The following is a 16,441-nucleotide window of genomic DNA, read 5'->3' as shown; positions in this document are numbered from 1 at the left end:
ATGTTCTTCGAAGGATCGAGGTCGAAGGGTAGGAAAGTATGGTCGGGCAGCTATGCGCTTGGCGTGACCTGATAGCGGCCAGTCCGCAGCAAACGGGCACGATTAGCGCTGCAAGCAGCGTCCCGATCCGGTTCCAGCCTCCCTGTCCCTACTTCCCCCGAGCGGCATCGCCGGCAAAGCCGTGGCGCCAGTAGGCGACGGCGAGGTGTTCTTCGCGTTTGAGGTTGCGGTCTTGGCGCAGGTGCCGGCGGATCGTGCGGAAATCCTCGAACTCGCAGCCGGCCCAGGCGAAGACCGTCCGGCCGTCGTCGGGCCATTCGATTTCGGCGAGCGTATCGGAGAGGCGGGTGGGTATCGCCCCGTTTTCGTGCTTTAGCGTGCGGTAGAGCCAGCGCAGGTCGAGCCGCGCCTCGGTCGGCAGCGGCTGGCGTTCGGCCTCGTCGGCGATCTGCACGCGCACGACGGCCGTGGTCGTCGCGGGCAGTTCGGTGAGGATGCGGGCGATTGCCGGCAGCGCGGTCTCGTCGCCGAGCAGCAGGACCCAGTCCGCCTGCGGCGCCGTGCCGCCGCCGGGGCCTGTCATGCCGACGCGGTCTCCGGGCTGCGCGCTGCCGGCGAATCGGGCGCCCGGCGTCTGCGCGCCGTCGTGCAGGACGAAATCGATGTCGACCTCGCCGGCCCGGACATCGACGCGCCGCAGCGTATAGATGCGAATGTCGGGCCGGTCTTCGCCGGCCGGCCAGAGCGGGCGGCCGTCCTCGCCCATCACCGGCCAGGATGGGGCCGTGTCGCCCGGCTTGGGGATCAGCAGCCGCACGTGATAGCCGCCATGCGCGAAGCGCTGCAGGTCGTTGCCCGCAAGCGTCAGCCGGCGCATGTGCGGCGTGAGGTTCACGGCATTCTTTACCCGCATCTCGCGGAAATAGGGCAGGGGCGCGCCGGCCATGCCGTCGCCCTCCCAGACGATCGACGGCTGCGCGTCGGCCAGCTTGAGAAGGTGCTCGGCCATCGCCAGCTTGACATAGGCGAGCGCGACCTCGTCCGCGCCGGCGGCGCAGATCTTCAGGCAATGGCCGCAATCCTCGACATCGGCCACGCCGAAACCCGTCTCGATCCGGCGGCAGCGCCCGCGCCCCGATACCTCGCCGAACTCGCTGAAGCGCTTGCAGAGCCGGCGCATCATCACGTCGGGCGAGGGCAGGACGATTTCGGCGGTCGCCTTGAAGACACGTGGCATGTCAGCCATGGCGCTCGGTTCCCCTTGCCAGAAGATAGATCAGATAAGGCCCGCCCAGCAGCGCTGCGAACAGGCCGATGGGCAATTGATAGGGGAAAGCCGCCATGCGCGCCAGCCAGTCGGACAGCGCCATCAGCGCGGCGCCGATCAGCAGCGCGCCGGCAAGTTGCTGCCATGCCTTGCCGAGGCCGAGCAGGCGCGCCAGATGCGGCGCGATCAGGCCGATGAAGCTGAGGGGACCGACGAAGAGCGCTGCCAGCGCTGTCAGCAGCGCGGCGCAGGCGACCAGCATGAAGCGCGCCCGGCCGACTGCCAGCCCGAGGGCCTGCGCGGCGGCGGGCCCGAGCGGAAAGAGGTCGAGCCAGCGCGCGGCGAGGAAGAGCGGCGGCGCGAGGATGCAGAGGCCGGCAAGGCCCGTCAGCGCTTCCATGGCTCCGACCCGGCCGGTCGAGCCGCTCAGCCATTGCAGCAGCATGTAGGACTGCTGGTTGCCGAGCGCGATGATCGCCGTCAGCACGGCGCTGCACAGCGCATTGGCGGCGATGCCGGCGAACAGCAGTCGTTCCGGCCCGAGGCCGCCCCGCGCGCCGAGCGCGAGGATCGAGAGCAGCACGGCCATGGCACCCAGCGCCGAGCCGCCCATCTGCCAGCCGAGGCCCGCCGTGGCGCTGAGCAGCAGCACGGCGGCAAGGCCGGCCCCGGCCCCCATGCCGACGCCGAGGATTTCAGGACCCGCGAGCGGATTGCCGGTGATGCGCTGGATGACGACGCCGGCAACGCCCAGCATCGCCCCGGCGCTCGCCGCCGCGACGAGGCGGGGGATGCGCAGATCGGCAAGATCGGCCAGAAGCTGGCCCGTGGCCGGCACCCAGCCATCCGGCCCGCGCCCGAGAATGGCGGCCACGGCGAAGACGAGGCAGGCGAGCGCCGCCAGCACGGCGAGCAGCAGGAGCGGGCGCGCAGCCCGCCGGACCTGCGCGGCTCCGCCCGCAAGGCTCGGCCATTCGAACAGCTTCAGGCGCGGCAGCAGCCAGATGAGCAGCGGCCCGCCGATGAGCGCCGTCGCCGCGCCGGTCGGCACGCGCTCGCCGCCCGATCCCGCCAGGACCTGCACAAGCCCGTCGGTGAGCCAGAGCAGGATGGCGCCGATGAGCGGGGCCAGCACCAGGCGCTGCTTCAGGCTGCGCGCGCCCGACAGCGTCGCCAGCGCAGGGGCCGCGAGCCCGATGAAGCCGATGACGCCGACCTCAGCGGCCACCGTCGTCGCCATCCACACGGCGACGCCGATCACCAGGAAGCGGCTGGCATTGACGGCGGCGCCGAGGCTGCGCGCCGCCGCGTCGTCGAGGCCGAGCAGCGCCAGCGGCCGCAGCAGCAGCGCCGAGGCGGCAAGACCCGCAAGCAGGGCGAAGCCCAGCGTCAGTGCCGGGCCCCAGCTTTGCTGTGTCAGCGAGCCGCCGCCCCAGATGAAGAGCGAGAACAGATATTCGCCATTGGCGAGGATCAGCGCCGCGCTTGCCGCATTGGCGGTGAGCGCCGTCATCATGCCGGCCAGCACGACGGAAACGGGCTCCAGCCCGCGCCGCCAGGTCAGCGCCAGCACCAGCGCCACCGTCGCCAACCCGCCGGCAAAGGCGACGAGGCCGACCGAGAAGGCCATCAGGGCCGGCGCATGGATCGTCGCGGCGGCCATGGCGAGCTGCGCGCCCGCCGAGACCCCGAGCGTGGAGGGCTCCGCCAGCGGATTGCGCAGCACGCGTTGCAGCAGGAGGCCCGAAAGGCCGAGCGTCGCGCCGGCGAGCAGGGCCGTCGCGGCGCGCGGGGCGGTACCATAGATCAGGATGATCTCCTGCAGGCGCCGCTCGACCCCGCTGCCCTGCGGCCAGCCGGCGATCAGCTCGTGGCAGAACAGGAGGGCCGCGGCGAGCGCCGCCAGGCTCCAGAACAGGGCCGGGGAGGGGCGTATGCTAACCGGCATCGGCTTGGCTCCCGAAGACGCGGTCAAGTTCGCGGGCGAAGCGCAGGGCCGACGGCAAGGCCCCGAAATGGTTGATCGGCGCCAGTTCTTTGGCCCGACTTTGCGCAACGGCGGGCAGAGCATTCCACAGCGCGTTCCCGGCCAATGTCCGCTGCACCTCCGGCGGCGTCGGCCCGATCACGGCTATGGAGGCCTCGGGAATGCGCGCCAGCGCCTCCAGCCCGACCGGCGCGGCGGCGCTGTAGCTGGTGGCGTCGGTCCAGGCGTTCCTTAACCCGAGCCGGGCGATCACGTCGCCGAACATCGAATCCGCGCCAAAGGCGCGGAAATGCCGGGAGTCGCCGAGGCTGATCACGAAGATGGGGTGCCGCGCCAGTTGCCCGAGGCGCTGGCCGATGGCTTCGATCTCGGCGCGTGCGGCGGCCATGTAGGCCCGCGCTTCCGCCTCGCGGCCGAGCAGCTTGCCGATGGCCGCCGTCGATTGCTCCGCCAGCGCGTAAGGCGGCGTGCCGCTCTGATAGACCGGCAGGTTGACGACGGGCGAGATGCGCTCCAGCAGCGGCCGCTGGTACTCGTAGAAGTCCGAGATGAGGATCGTGCCCGGCGCGATCATCCGTAATAATTCGATATTGGGCGAGCCGCGCAGGCCGAGATCGGCCACCTCCGGCGGCGGGACCGGCTCCACCGCGATCGCGCGGAACTGCCTGAGTTCCGTCGCGGCGGCCGGGACGATGCCGAGCGCGAGGCAGGTTTCCAGGTGCCCCCAGTCGATGGCGGCGACCGTCCTTTCCGATGCGCGCGCCCCCGATGCGCGCGCCATGAGCGGGGCCAAGGCGGCGAGGGTCCAGGCGGCGAGCAGGGTGCGGCGGGTGAGCATGCGCGTCGTCACGGCACGTAGCTGACCGGCAGGCCGGCGGTCGGGAGGATGCCCATTTCCAGCCCGTAGATGCGCTTCAGCACGGCGGCGTCGAGGATGCCGGCGGGTGCGTCCTCCGCCACCACCTCGCCCTGGCGCAATGCCACGATGCGGTCGCAAAAGCGCGCCGCCATGTTGATGTCGTGGATGACGATCACCACGCCGACGTCGCCTTCCCGGCTGAGCTTGCGCACCAGCGTCAGCATCTCGACCTGGTGGGCGATGTCGAGTGCCGAGGTCGGCTCGTCGAGCAGCAGGCAGCGGGCGTCCTGCGCCACCATCATGGCGAGCCAGGCGCGCTGGCGCTCGCCGCCGGAAAGGCTATCCACCATGCGGTCGGACATGCCGGAAAGGTCGGTCTGTTCGAGCGCGGCCTCGACCTTGGCCGCGTCCTCGGCGCTGAAGCGGCCGAGCGCGCCGTGCCAGGGGAAGCGCCCGAGCCCGACGAGCTCGCGCACCGTCATGCCCTCGGCCGGCGGCGTGAACTGCGGCATATAGGCGACTTGCCGCGCGAATTCGCGGTCGCTCATCCCCGCGATGGGGCGCCCGAGCAGCTCGGCCACACCGCCGGAAGGGCGAAGCTGCCGCGCCATCATCTTGACGAGCGTGCTCTTGCCCGATCCGTTCGGCCCGACCAGCGCCAGCACCTGCCGCGGCGGGACGGCAAGGTCGACCGGGCGGACGATGACGCGCCCGCCGGCCCGGAAGGTGAGCCCGCTCAGCCGGTAGAGCGGCGCGGTTTCTGTAGTAGACGCAGAGATGGGGGTGGTTCCGCCGCCCCCATTCTGCTGATCCTTATGGGCTCCTGTTCTTGTCACCAGCTCGTATACGCCTTGAGTTTGAACGACCGGCCTTCGCCATAGCTGCAAGCCTGGCCGTAGATGTTGATCTGGCAGGCCGAGACATAAGACTTGTCGAACAGGTTTGTCACGTTGAGGTCGACGCCCCAATTGCCCTTCTTGTAGCCGATCTTGGCGTCGACCAGGGTGACGGCAGGGACCTTGAGGGTATTCTCGTTGTTGCCCCACGAACTTCCGATATGGCGCACGCCGCCGCCGATGGTGAGGCCGTCATACCAGCTATCGCCGCGGAAGGTGTAGTCCGCCGAGATGGACGCCATGATTTCCGGCGTGATAAAGGGCGTGTGGCCGGTCCAGTCCTGGCCGTCGCGCAGGTCGTCCTTGGTTATGTCGACATCCATGGCGGTGAACGCCGCGGTGACCTTGAGGTCCTCGGTGACATTCACCTTAGCCTCGACCTCGATGCCGCGCGATCTGATCTCGCCGGTTTGCGTCTGGGTGTAGGCGGTCACGTAGGAGGCCACGTTCTGCCGGGTAAGATCGAACAGCGCCACCGTGAACAGGCCGTCGATGAAGCTGGGCTCGTACTTCAAGCCAACCTCGTATTGAACGCCTTCCTCTGGCTTGAAGAGTTCGCCGGTATACGCATCCGTGCCGATCGTCGGATTGAAGAACGTCGCCACGCTGGCATAGGGCGTCAGGCCGTTGGCGAATTCATATGCCACGCCGACGCGTCCCGACCAGTTTCCGTCGCTGCGCGAGAGATCGACGACCGGCGAACCCCACGTTGCGGTATAGTAGTCCGGGCGGCTGTCGCGATCGAGCCAGCTCCAGTCGTAGCGCCCGTTCAGGGTGACGAGCCACCCGTCGCCGAAGCGGATCTGGTCCTGCGCGTAGAGGCCGAACTGCTGCGCGGTATATTCCTGATTCACGCCCAGGATACGCGCCGCGAGCGGCCCGCCATAGACTGGATGCCACGGATCGATCGGGTTGGCGGCGGGATCGAAAAGGTTGTTATATTGCTTTTGGTCGATGTTGTAGGAGCGGTAGTCTAGGCCGCCGAGAAGCGTGTGCTCAAACGCGCCGGTGTTGACCGTGCCTTCGATCTGGTTGTCGATCAGGAAGCTCTTGGCCTTGGTGTCGTGCGCGAAATTGATGCGCGACAGCTCGTTGGCGCTGGCCCAGCCGTTCGGATAGACGTTGACCTCGTTGATGTCAGCGGCCATGTATCGTGCATTGGAGCGGACGGTCCACTGGCTGTCGAATGTATGTTCGAACTCGTAACCGATCGACCCCTGCTTGCGGTCATAGGCGTCGATCGCCTTCTCGGTCGCATTAAAGTCGGTCGGAATGCGTCCGTAGTTCACGCCCCCGACGACCCGGTCGACCACCGTGCCCTCATAGGGAAGGAAGCTGCCGCCGCCATGGCGCTCGTCGATGTGCGAGTAGTTCGCCAGCAGTGTTAGGCTCGTCTGCTCGTCCGCCTTCCATGTGATGCTTGGCGAGATAAAGCCGCGCCAGCCGGACTGGAAATCGCTGTAGCCGTGGCCTCCGGCGACGCGGCCGTTGATGCGGTAGCTGACGGTGTCATCGGCGACATCGCCGATGTCGAAGCCCAGATAGGCGTTGCCTGCGTCGTTGACACCGGTTTCGACATAGCGCTTGCGCTCGAACGTCGGACGCTTGCTGACATAGTTGACGATGCCGCCGGGATTGGCGCCGCCATAGAGAACGGAAGCTGGGCCCTTGAGGACTTCCACGCGCTCCAAGCCGAATGAATCGATATAGAAGCCGCCGAATGCGTAGCTGTAGAGCTGCAAGCCGTCCATATAGGCGCCGTCCGCCGTCGCCTGGAAACCGCGAATGAACATCCAATTGGTGTCCGAGTCGGAGCCGAACGGCTGAGTGAACACGCCGGGCACGTAGCGCAATGCCTCGTCAGCTTTCTGCACGCCCTGGTCATCCATCTCCTCGCGGCCCACCACCGAGACGGATTGCGGGATGTCCTTGATCTCGGTCGCGGTCTTGGAGCCGGTGCGCGACGTCTTGGCGACCACGCCCTTGACCTTGCCGACGCCGCTTTTGTCTTCCGCGCCGCCCGTCTGGCCGCCCTCGACCACGATGGGCGACAGCTCGGTCTCGGCCGCCTGCTGGGCGAAAGCCGGCTGGAACATCGCCAGGGCAAGGCCTGAGGCCGTGCCGGCCAGCAGAAGATGATGTGCTTTCAAACGCAGCATTCGTCGATCCCCGATCCGTGGCGGCCCCTCGCCGCCGTCAATACTTGACCTCCTATATCAAGTTCAGAATGTCGCCTTGCATGATCCTGCCGGCAATTGTCTCATCTTGGCTTCGCGGCGTGGCGGAGCGGGCATGATGCAGATTTGCAACACTTGCCCGTCACCCACGCGGACGCGGCGCGCTGCGCCGCCATTCCGAGGGCGTGACGCCGACCACCTTCTTGAAGGAGCGCGTCAGGTGAGCCTGGTCGGCAAAGCCGGTCATCGCCGAAATGTCGGTCAGGGTCAGGTCGTCCCGCAGCAAGAGGTCCTTGACCTTGCCGACGCGCGTCTCCATCTGCCAGCGCAGCGGCGGCACGCCGGTCGATGCCTTGAACGCATGGCTGAAATGGCTCTCGGAAAGGCCGAGCAGGCTGGCGAGGCCGTGCAGGCGGATCGGCTCGAAGCAGTGCCGCTCGATATAATCGAGGCTCTGGTCGAGCTGGATGCGCGACAGGGTCGGCCTTGCCTTCGGGGTGCGGCTGCCCACCGTAAACAGAATGGCGATGAGCGCGTCGATCAGGCCGGCGCCGCAACGGTCGTTCAGCGGCTGCCGGCTCTCGCATTCCTCGGCCAGCATGCCGGCAAGCGCCGCCAGCCGCGCGTCGTGGAAATTCAGGCGCGCCTCGGCGAGCTTCTCGTGCGCGATCATGCCGCCGAACTTGCGCATCAGCGCCGTCCCCGGCAGATGGAGATCGAGGTGGCGAAGGCCGGTCACGCCCAGGGCCCTGCTTTCGACCGGCATCTGCGTGGGAATATAGGACATGGAAAACGGCCGTTCATGGCAGCCGACGGCGCCGATGCCGGGCGCCGACAATTCCAGCCGGCCACCCTCGTTGATGTCGAGCAGCACGAACAGCCGCGGATAGGGCGCGACATAGGCCCCGCGGGCCGAGGGATGGCATTCGACATCCCATACGTCGGCGACAATCCCGTCCCAGGCACGCCAAACAGGCCCGCCCTTGACGACGAAGCCGTGGATGTCGCTTTGCATGCAGGGCGGCGAAACAGTCTCGTTCATGTTCGATCTGGCGCGCTGGGCGGAAGCTGGCCGATGCTTTCTGAAAATGCGCGGATTGGTGTTGGCGACCGTGGGACAGCTCGTGTTGGCGATTGAGCTATAAAATATGAATTAATTAGTCAAGAAATTTTGGCGGAAGCGACCGGCCTTTGCGAATGCCGCAAAACGGAACGGGCCGCTTGCCCGGCAACCGCCCTTGTAATTAGTTTGCATGTCATCTATTTAGTTTGCATACAAACTAAATGAGCTGGCACAATGACGTCGAATCCAATGCTTCCCCTTTCCAGCAACCGCCTCGGCACGCTCGTCAGCCTGGTCTCCCGCCAGTGGCGCAAGGCCGTCGATGCGCGGCTTCAGGCGTTCGGCCTGTCGGAGGCGACATGGCTGCCGCTGTTGCGGCTGGCGCAGGCCGGCAAGCCCATGCGGCAGAAGGATCTGGCGGCCGTGCTGATGCTCGATACGTCCTCGGTCGTTCGCATCCTCGCCAATCTGGATGCGGCCGGCCTGATCGAGCAGCATCCCGACGGGGAGGACCGCCGGGCCAAGGCGATCACCGTCACCGAGGCGGGCAGGGCGCTGGTGCAGCAGGTGGAAAGCGTGTCGCAAGGCATCGAGGACGAGGTCCTTGCCGAGATCGCGCAAGGCGACCTGGCGATCTCCCGCCGTGTCTTGGAGCAGGTTTGCGGACGACTGCTGGCCATGAACGAAAGCGACAGAAAATCATGACGATCCTTTCCGGCCGGCCGGAGGCCATGGTGCCCGCCGCGCCCGTCCGCACGCCCCTGTGGCTGCTGGCGCTGATCACGCTCAGCGGAACGCTGGCCATGCACATCTTCGTGCCGGCGCTTCCATTGGCCGCCAAGGCGCTCGGCGCGACGACCCATGCCACGCAGCTGACGCTCAGCACCTATATTGCCGGCCTTGCCGTCGGGCAGCTCGTCTATGGGCCGGTGTCCGACCGCTATGGCCGGCGGCCGGTGCTGATCGCCGGCATGCTGGTTTATACGGCGGCGAGCCTTGCGGCCTTCTTCGCGCCGACCATCGGGGTGCTGATCGTCGCGCGCCTGTTCCAGGCGCTCGGCGGCTGTTCGGGCCTCGTGCTCGGCCGGGCGCTCGTGCGCGATGGCGCATCCGGCGCCGAGGCTGCCCGCAAGCTCTCGCTGATGAACCTGATGACGATGGCCGGCCCCGGGCTTTCGCCGCTGATCGGAAGCGCGCTCGCCGAGACGGCGGGCTGGCGGTCGATCTTCGTCGCGCTCACCCTGCTGGGCCTTGCCAATCTCGCGCTCATCCATGCCCTGCTTCGCGATCGCCCGGCGGCCGATGGCAAGGACGTGCGGCAGGTCATGCGCAATTATCTGGCGCTGCTGCGCTCGCGGGCCTTTCTCGGCTATACGATCGGCGGCGGCTGCGCCACCACCGCGCTTTATGCCTATATCGGCGCGGCGCCCTTCATCTTCGTCAACCAGCTTCACCGGCCGACCTACGAGGTCGGCGTCTATCTGGCGATCAATGTGCTCGGCATATGGTTCGGAAGCCTCGCGGCGAGCCGCGCCGTCTCGCGCATGCCGACCGCGCGCCTGATGATCCTTGGCAACCTGGTAAGCTGCATCGCCGCGACCCTGTTCCTCGCCGCAGCCCTTTCCGGCTGGCTGAACGTGGCGCTCGCCGTCGTGCCCATGCTGGTCTTCAGCTTCGGCGCGGGGCTGGCCTCCCCGGCGGCATTGACGGAGGCGCTCGGCGTCAATCCGCAGGCCGCCGGCTCCGCGTCGGGCCTCTACGGCGCGGCGCAGATGGCGATCGGCGCGGCCTGCACGGCCCTTGGCGGCCTCGGCGGCAATCCGATGCTCGCCGCCGGCTCGGTCCTCTTCGGCGCGGGCATCCTCGCCCAGCTCGCCTTCTGGCTCGCCAACCGGGCACGTGCCTGACGGCGGGCCGCTCGCCGGACACCGGCCGCCACGGAGAGCGTACCGGCCGGATATCCGGGATGCTCCGCCCGCTCAGTAGATGTCGAAATCGAAATACTTCGCGACGATGGTCTTGTAGGTGCCGTTCGCGACGATGGCGTCCATCGCGGCGTCGAATTTCTGCTTCAGCGCCTTGTCCTCCTTGCGCAGGCCGACGCCGATCTCGGTCTGGCCCTCGGCAAGGTCGCCGACGAGCTTGCAGCAGCCGTTGCCGTTGGTTTTCATCCAGGCGGCGAGATAGAATTTGTCGGCGACGATCCCGTCCAGCCGGCCGTTCACGAGGTCCATGTCGGCCTCGTCCTGCGACGGGTAGAGCTTCACCGTGGCGCCATGCTTGCCGAACAGCGCTTCGGCCTGCTCGGCCTGCGGCGTGGAGGACTGGGCGCCGATCGTCTTGCCCTCGAAGCTTTCCGGCCTGATGTCCTCTATCCCGCTGTCGGCCTTGGTCATGACGGAGAGCTTGGAGCTGTAGTATTTCCTGGAGAAGTCGATTTCCTTCAGCCGCTCCTCCGTGATCGACATGGAGGCGACGATGGCGTCGAATTTCCTCGCCTTCAGCCCGGGGATGATGCCGTCCCAGTCCTGCGCGACGATGGTGCATGTCGCCTTCATCTCGGCGCAGAGCGCATTGGCGATGTCGACGTCGAGGCCCTGGAGCTTGCCGGCGGCATCGACGAAGTTGAAGGGCGGATAGGCGCCTTCCGTCGCGATATGGATCTCCTTCCAGTCGGAATCCTGCGCGGCGGCCGGCCCGGCGGCCTGAAGGCCGATGGCCAGCGCGGCGGAAACGAGGGCGGCAGTGAGTGTCTTCATTTTCATTCCCCTTTTTTCACTGTGGATTCCTGGCGAGGCGCGCCTCGTTCCTGCCCGCGCCGCCGCTAGCGGCCGTTCGCCGCGCGGCTGCCGGCGATGGCGGCGTCGAGCCATCCCGCGTCCATTTGCGGCACCGCGGAGAGGAGCTGGCGCGTATAGGGATGATCGGGGGCGGACATGACCGAGGCCTTCGGCCCCTGCTGCACGATCCGGCCCCGGTGCATCACCACGACATGGTCCGCGATGGCGTTCACGGTGGCGATGTCGTGGGTGATGAAGAGGTAGGACTTGTTCATCTCCTTCTGGAGCTTGAGGATCAGCTTGAGGATCTGCTCCTGCACGAGCTGGTCGAGCGCCGAGGTGATCTCGTCACAGATGAACACGTCGGGATCGGCCGCGATCGCCCGGGCGATGGAGACGCGCTGCTTCTGCCCGCCCGAAAGCTCGGAGGGAAAGCTGACGATATGGCGGTCGGACAATTCGACCATGTCGAGCAGCTCGGCGACGCGAAGGTCCCGGGCGCGCCCGCGCAGGCCGAGGTGGAACGCCAGCGGCCGGCCGACGAGGTCGAGCACGGTCTGCCGCGGATTGAGCGAGGTATCGGCCGACTGGTAGATCATCTGGATGCGGCGCAACTGGTCGCGGCTGCGCTGCTTGAGGGAGGGCGCAAGCGCGGTTCCGTTCAGGCTCACGCTGCCCGCGGTCTGCGGGAGCAGGCCCGCGATGACGCGGGCGAGCGTTGATTTCCCCGAGCCCGATTCCCCGACCACGGCGACGGTCCGGCCGGCCGGCAGCGTGACGGAGATGTCGTCGAGCACCTTGAACGTGCCGTAATGGGCCTCGATGCCGGAGATCTCCAGCATCGGCGCGGCGGGCGGCTCGGCCTGCTTCTCCATGGTGCGCACGGCCCAGAGCGAGCGCGTATAGGGCTGCTTCGGCGCCGAGAGCATGGTTTGCGTATCCGCCTCTTCCACCAGCTCGCCATGGCGAAGCACCATGATCCGGTGCGCCATCTGCGCCACCACGGCAAGGTCGTGGGTGATGTAGAGGGCGGCCGTGTGGTGCTCCTCGACGATCCGGCGGATCGAGGCGAGGACCTCCACCTGCGTCGTCACGTCGAGCGCCGTCGTCGGCTCGTCGAAGACGATGAGGTCCGGCCGACAGGTCATCGCCATGGCGGTCATCGCGCGCTGCAGCTGGCCGCCGGAAACCTGGTGCGGGAAGCGCGCGCCGATGCTGTCCGGGTCCGGAAGCTGCATCTGCGCATAGAGGTCCTTCGCATTGCCGATGGCGGCGGCGCGCGAGGTCAGCCCCTCCCGCATCGCGCATTCGATCGTCTGGTCGATCAGCCTGTGCGCCGGGTTGAAGGAGGCGGCCGCGCTTTGCGCGACATAGGCGATCCGGTTGCCGCGAAGCTGCCGGCGGTATTCCTCGCTCTCCTTGAGGAGGTCGCGCCCGTCGAAGACGACGCTGCCGGCAGAAAAGCGGCAGCCGGCCCGCGCGAAGCCGAGGGCGGAGAGCCCGAGCGTCGATTTCCCGGCGCCCGATTCCCCGATGATGCCGAGCACCTCGCCGCGCTTGAGGGTGAGGCTGATGTCGCGGACGATCGGCTGCCATGCCCCGTCGCGCTCGGCCTCTATGGTGAGGTTGCGGATATCCAGCAGGGTCTCGCCGCTGCGGCGGCCGTCGGCGGCGGGGCTATTGGTCATTGCGCAGTCCGCTTGCGATGTCGAGGAACCAGTCGACGACGAAATTGATGCTGATCGTCAGGAGGGCGATGGCCGCGGCCGGCAGGAGCGGCGTGATGTCGCCGTAGCTGATGAAGGTCGCGCTTTCCCGGACCATCGTGCCCCAGTCGGCCGAGGGCGGCTGGATGCCGAGGCCGAGGAAGGAAAGCGCCGAGATGGTGAGAAAGACGAAGCAGAAGCGAAGCCCGAATTCGGCGATCAGCATGGGAAGGATGTTCGGCAGGATCTCGCGGACGATGACCCAGGCCGTCCCTTCGCCGCGAAGGCTGGCGACCTCGATGAACTCCATGGCCGCGACGTTGCGGGCCGAGGAGCGCGCGAGGCGGAAGATCTGCGTGGCGTTCAGGACGGCGATGATCAGCATGATGCTCGGGATGGACGAGCCGAACAGCGCCAGCAGGATGAGCGCGAAGATGAGCTGCGGAATGGCCATCAGCGTATCGGCAAGGCCCGACAGGAGATGATCGAGCCAGGCCGGCGATATGGCGGACAGGATGCCGAGCGTCCCGCCGAGCAGGAAGGCGATGGCGGTGGTGACGAAGGCGATGCCGACGGAGTTGCGCGCGCCGTAGATGAGGCGGCTCAGCACGTCGCGGCCGAGCTGGTCGGTGCCGAGCGGAAACGCCAGGCTCCAGGCCGAAAACGGCTCGTTCGACACGACGTCCGCCTCGCCATAGGGCGCAAGCAGCGGCGCGAAGATCGCAAGGACGGCATAGAGCAGGATGACGGCAAGGCCGAGCCAGGTGGTCCAGGATGCCTTTCTCAGCCCGGCGCGCAGCCATTCCATGCGGGAGCGCCGGTAACGGACGATGCGGACGGGCGGGGACGTTTGGCTTGTCTGCATCGGGTCCCTCATCGCGGATGCGCCAGCCGGGGATTGGTCGCGATCGCGATGATGTCGGCCAGGAGGTTGAGCAGGATGTAGGAGGCCGCGAAGATCAGGGCGCAGCCCTGCACCACGGGGATGTCGCGCGTGCGCACGGCATCGACCATCGCCTGGCCGATGCCGGGATAGACGAAGACGACCTCGACCACGACGACGCCGACGATGAGATAGGCGAGGTTGAACGCCACGACCGCCGCGATCGGCGCCCAGGCGTTGGGCAGCGCGTGCCGCAGGACGATGCGCCACGGCGGAACGCCCTTGAGCTTCGCCATCTCGATATAGGGATGGGCGAGCAGGCCGATGATGGCGGCCCGCGTCATGCGCATCATGTGGGCGATGATGCCGAAGCTGAGCGTGAAGACCGGCAGCGCGATGCGCTGGAATATCTCGACCGCGCCCATGTCGGGCGTGATGCGGGCGAGCGAATAGAAGACGGGGATCTTGACGGCCAGAAGCAGCATCAGGACATAGGCGACGAAGAATTCCGGAAAGGAGATGCTGGCGAGCGTCGCCGCGTTGAGCGCCTTGTCCAGCCAGCTGTTGCGCCGGATGGCCGCGACGATGCCGAGCGTCAGCGCGATGGGCACGGCGAAGAGCGCGGTGGTGCCGGCGAGGAACAGGGTGTTTTCCAGGCGCGGGCCGATGATGCCCGTCACGGTGCGCGGCGTTCCGCTTCCCGAGGAGAACGACAGGCCGAGATCGCCGGTGACCGCCCCGCCGATCCACGTCGCGTAGCGCTGGATGGCCGGCTGGTCGAGCCCCAGCGCCTTCTGGAAATTCGCGACCGTTTCCGGTGTCGCCGCGCGCCCGAGCGTCGTCTTCGCGAAATCGCCGGGCAGGACGGCGATGGCGGCGAAAATGATGAGCGACACGACGAACAGGGTCACGAAACCCGAACCCAGGCGGGCGAGGATCGTTCTGAATAGCGGTTTTGACAGGATGCCTGGATGCAATGGACGACCTTCCGGTGAAGCTGCGCGTCACCGCCTCCGAAGGGGCGGCGACCGACGATGGTCAGGGCATGCCGGACGGCCTCAGGCCAGCCACCACCTTTCGGCCATCCGGAAGTTGTCGCATTGCAGCATGTTGCCGATCGGCCCGTGGCCGATCTTCTTCGACATGGCGTCGATGAACAGCGCATAGGCGATGACGAGCGCGCCGCCGTCGTCGTGCAGCAATTGCTGCATCTCGGCATAGATCGCCTGGCGCTTGGCCGTGTCCGGCTCGGCCCGTCCGAGCACCAGAAGCTCGTCGAAGCGCGCGTTCTTCCAGGCCGTGTCGTTCCACGGCGCGTTGCTGGCATAGGTGGTCGTGAAGAGGGAATCGCAGGTCGGCTTGCCCAGCCAGTCCACGCCGACGAAGGGCTTGTGCTGCCAGACATTGTCCCAGTAGCCGTCGTCGGCCTCGCGGATGACATTGATCTCGATGCCGGCCTTGGCCGCGTGCTCCTTGAAGAGGAGGGCGGCGTCGATGGCATTGGGAAACGCCGTCTCGGCGACGGAGAGGTCGAGCGCGAGGCTGGTCAGGCCGGCCTTCGCCAGATGCTCCTTGGCCTTCTCGATATCGTAGCTGTGCACCGGCTCCGGATTGACGGCGAAGGCGATCTGCGGGGCGACGGGATTGTCGTTCGCCACCTTGGCATTGCCGAGGAAGGCCTTGTTGACGATGTCCTCGCGGTCGATCGCGTATTTGATCGCCATCCGCACGTCGGGATTGTCGAAGGGGGCGACCGAGGTGTTCATGCTGAAGCTGAAGTGCCTGAGGCCGCTGACCTTCGAGATCTCGATCTCCGCGTTGCGCTCCAGAAGCTTCAGCGTCTTGATGTCGGCGTCGACCATGTAGTCGATCTCGCCCGTCAGGAGGGCATTGGTGCGCGCCGCGACATCGATGATGTTGACGAATTCGACGGTGTCGAAATAGGGCTGGCCGGGCTTGTGGTAGTTCGGGTTGCGTTTCATCCGGACGCTGACGCCCGGCTGGGAATCCTCGATGATGTAGGGCCCCGTCGCGACGCCGCGCGCCCAGTCCAGCCCGCCGCCGTCCTTGGCCGGCAGCACGACGAGGTGGCAGTCGGAGACGAGATAGGGGAAATCCGCATTCCCGCCGGTGAGGGTGAAGACGATCGTGTCGTCGCCGCCGTCCTTGATGTCGGCGATCCCCTCGACGAGCGCCTTCGCCGCCGAGCTCGACGACGGCCCCATGTGATGGCGGAAGGACTCGATCACGTCGTTCGCCGTGACCGGCTTGCCGTCGTGGAACTGCAGGTTCTGCCGCAGCTTGAAGGTCCAGACCTTGAGGTCGTCGGATGCCGAGAAGCTCTCCGCGAGGTCGGGTGTCGCCGTTCCGTCGGCGGCAAGCTCGGTCAGCGCGTTGCAAAGCGTGCCGCCGAAGACGACCTGCGTGAAGGAGCTCTGCCAGGTGGCCGGATCGAGCGAGTCCGTCTGCGCGCCGTCGTTGATGGCAAAGCGCACCGATCCGCCCTGCTTCGGCGCGGCATGGGCGGCGCGCATGCCGACCGGCAGCAACGATGCGCCGAGGACCAGGGCGCCGACCCCGCCGATGAATTGACGGCGCGTGGCCGGCGGAAAGCCGGCCTGCTGCGGAAAGTCTTTCTTGTCCTGCATCTCGTTCCCCTTTTTCTGACGATAAGCCTGATGCGGCAATGCGGCGGACGACCTCGATGCGAGGCATCGGGCGCCGGTATTTTTCGGCCGGGGCCGGGGGAGCTTCCGATGCCGCCAATCTCCGCACTCCCTTGCGAAGGAAACGCCGGCTGACCGCTCCATCCGGGGCCACTAT

Annotated in this window: 12 protein-coding genes and 1 pseudogene; 2 read left to right on the top strand and 11 right to left on the bottom strand. The window is 67.1% G+C overall.

Annotated elements, in window-relative coordinates; all coding sequences use genetic code 11:
• Positions 1-148 precede the first annotated feature (148 nt).
• The 6 genes and pseudogenes from ACZ1A1_RS17235 to ACZ1A1_RS17210 form a co-directional block, all read right to left on the bottom strand.
• Positions 149-1,246, bottom strand: coding sequence for an SIP domain-containing protein (locus ACZ1A1_RS17235; protein ID WP_463620858.1), 1,098 nt, complete (start codon positions 1,244-1,246; stop codon positions 149-151).
• Entirely contained in the window at positions 1,239-3,215 is a 1,977-nt protein-coding gene (fhuB, locus tag ACZ1A1_RS17230) for a Fe(3+)-hydroxamate ABC transporter permease FhuB (protein WP_313193953.1), read from the bottom strand. Before fhuB ends, ACZ1A1_RS17235 begins: the two co-directional genes overlap by 8 nt.
• Entirely contained in the window at positions 3,205-4,092 is an 888-nt protein-coding gene (locus tag ACZ1A1_RS17225) for an ABC transporter substrate-binding protein (RefSeq protein ID WP_463620857.1), read from the bottom strand. Before ACZ1A1_RS17225 ends, fhuB begins: the two co-directional genes overlap by 11 nt.
• 8 nt (positions 4,093-4,100) lie before the next feature.
• Positions 4,101-4,823: pseudogene (locus ACZ1A1_RS17220) on the bottom strand (ABC transporter ATP-binding protein); the annotation flags it as partial.
• 122 nt (positions 4,824-4,945) lie between these two features.
• Positions 4,946-7,168, bottom strand: a complete 2,223-nt coding sequence (locus ACZ1A1_RS17215) for a TonB-dependent siderophore receptor (protein ID WP_463620855.1) — start codon at positions 7,166-7,168, stop codon at positions 4,946-4,948.
• A 160-nt stretch (positions 7,169-7,328) separates the two neighbouring features.
• Positions 7,329-8,228 (bottom strand): helix-turn-helix domain-containing protein, encoded by a 900-nt coding sequence (locus ACZ1A1_RS17210; protein ID WP_463620854.1) that lies wholly within the window; start codon positions 8,226-8,228, stop codon positions 7,329-7,331.
• A 255-nt stretch (positions 8,229-8,483) separates the two neighbouring features.
• Here ACZ1A1_RS17210 and ACZ1A1_RS17205 point away from each other — a divergent pair, with 255 nt between their 5' ends.
• A complete protein-coding gene (locus tag ACZ1A1_RS17205) occupies positions 8,484-8,954 on the top strand; it encodes a MarR family winged helix-turn-helix transcriptional regulator (protein ID WP_463620852.1) in 471 nt (156 codons plus the stop codon).
• Positions 8,951-10,156 (top strand): multidrug effflux MFS transporter, encoded by a 1,206-nt coding sequence (locus ACZ1A1_RS17200; RefSeq protein ID WP_463620850.1) that lies wholly within the window; start codon positions 8,951-8,953, stop codon positions 10,154-10,156. The genes ACZ1A1_RS17205 and ACZ1A1_RS17200 overlap by 4 nt, the downstream gene beginning before the upstream one ends.
• Positions 10,157-10,228: 72 nt before the next feature.
• Here ACZ1A1_RS17200 and ACZ1A1_RS17195 read toward each other — a convergent pair whose 3' ends face one another.
• From ACZ1A1_RS17195 to ACZ1A1_RS17175, 5 genes are all read right to left on the bottom strand, one after another.
• A complete protein-coding gene (locus ACZ1A1_RS17195) occupies positions 10,229-11,014 on the bottom strand; it encodes a transporter substrate-binding domain-containing protein (RefSeq protein ID WP_463620849.1) in 786 nt (261 codons plus the stop codon).
• Positions 11,015-11,073: 59 nt separating this feature from the next.
• Complete coding sequence (locus tag ACZ1A1_RS17190; RefSeq protein WP_463620847.1) at positions 11,074-12,717, bottom strand: ABC transporter ATP-binding protein; 1,644 nt, start codon at positions 12,715-12,717, stop codon at positions 11,074-11,076.
• Positions 12,707-13,600, bottom strand: a complete 894-nt coding sequence (locus ACZ1A1_RS17185) for an ABC transporter permease (RefSeq protein WP_415214355.1) — start codon at positions 13,598-13,600, stop codon at positions 12,707-12,709. Before ACZ1A1_RS17185 ends, ACZ1A1_RS17190 begins: the two co-directional genes overlap by 11 nt.
• A gap of 8 nt (positions 13,601-13,608) precedes the next feature.
• Positions 13,609-14,580 carry an ABC transporter permease gene (locus ACZ1A1_RS17180; protein WP_463620893.1) on the bottom strand — a complete coding sequence of 324 codons (972 nt, stop codon included), beginning with the start codon at positions 14,578-14,580 and terminating at the stop codon, positions 13,609-13,611.
• Between the two features lie 96 nt (positions 14,581-14,676).
• Positions 14,677-16,266, bottom strand: coding sequence for an ABC transporter substrate-binding protein (locus ACZ1A1_RS17175; protein ID WP_463620845.1), 1,590 nt, complete (start codon positions 16,264-16,266; stop codon positions 14,677-14,679).
• Positions 16,267-16,441 lie beyond the last annotated feature (175 nt).

The sequence above is a fragment of the Shinella sp. R2-11 genome (assembly GCF_055330205.1).
Note: the sequence above shows the minus strand (reverse complement) of the source record. Positions and strands in the feature narration are given on the sequence as shown.

Bases quoted from the DNA above. Each gene is read 5' to 3' on its own strand.
- ACZ1A1_RS17190 (WP_463620847.1), bottom strand. From the start codon at position 12,717: ATGACCAATAGCCCCGCCGCCGACGGCCGCCGCAGCGGCGAGACCCTG.
- ACZ1A1_RS17235 (WP_463620858.1), bottom strand. From the start codon at position 1,246: ATGGCTGACATGCCACGTGTCTTCAAGGCGACCGCCGAAATCGTCCTG.
- ACZ1A1_RS17215 (WP_463620855.1), bottom strand. From the start codon at position 7,168: ATGCTGCGTTTGAAAGCACATCATCTTCTGCTGGCCGGCACGGCCTCA.
- ACZ1A1_RS17210 (WP_463620854.1), bottom strand. From the start codon at position 8,228: ATGAACGAGACTGTTTCGCCGCCCTGCATGCAAAGCGACATCCACGGC.
- ACZ1A1_RS17195 (WP_463620849.1), bottom strand. From the start codon at position 11,014: ATGAAAATGAAGACACTCACTGCCGCCCTCGTTTCCGCCGCGCTGGCC.
- ACZ1A1_RS17205 (WP_463620852.1), top strand. From the start codon at position 8,484: ATGACGTCGAATCCAATGCTTCCCCTTTCCAGCAACCGCCTCGGCACG.
- ACZ1A1_RS17225 (WP_463620857.1), bottom strand. From the start codon at position 4,092: ATGCTCACCCGCCGCACCCTGCTCGCCGCCTGGACCCTCGCCGCCTTG.
- ACZ1A1_RS17175 (WP_463620845.1), bottom strand. From the start codon at position 16,266: ATGCAGGACAAGAAAGACTTTCCGCAGCAGGCCGGCTTTCCGCCGGCC.
- ACZ1A1_RS17185 (WP_415214355.1), bottom strand. From the start codon at position 13,600: ATGCAGACAAGCCAAACGTCCCCGCCCGTCCGCATCGTCCGTTACCGG.
- ACZ1A1_RS17200 (WP_463620850.1), top strand. From the start codon at position 8,951: ATGACGATCCTTTCCGGCCGGCCGGAGGCCATGGTGCCCGCCGCGCCC.
- fhuB (WP_313193953.1), bottom strand. From the start codon at position 3,215: ATGCCGGTTAGCATACGCCCCTCCCCGGCCCTGTTCTGGAGCCTGGCG.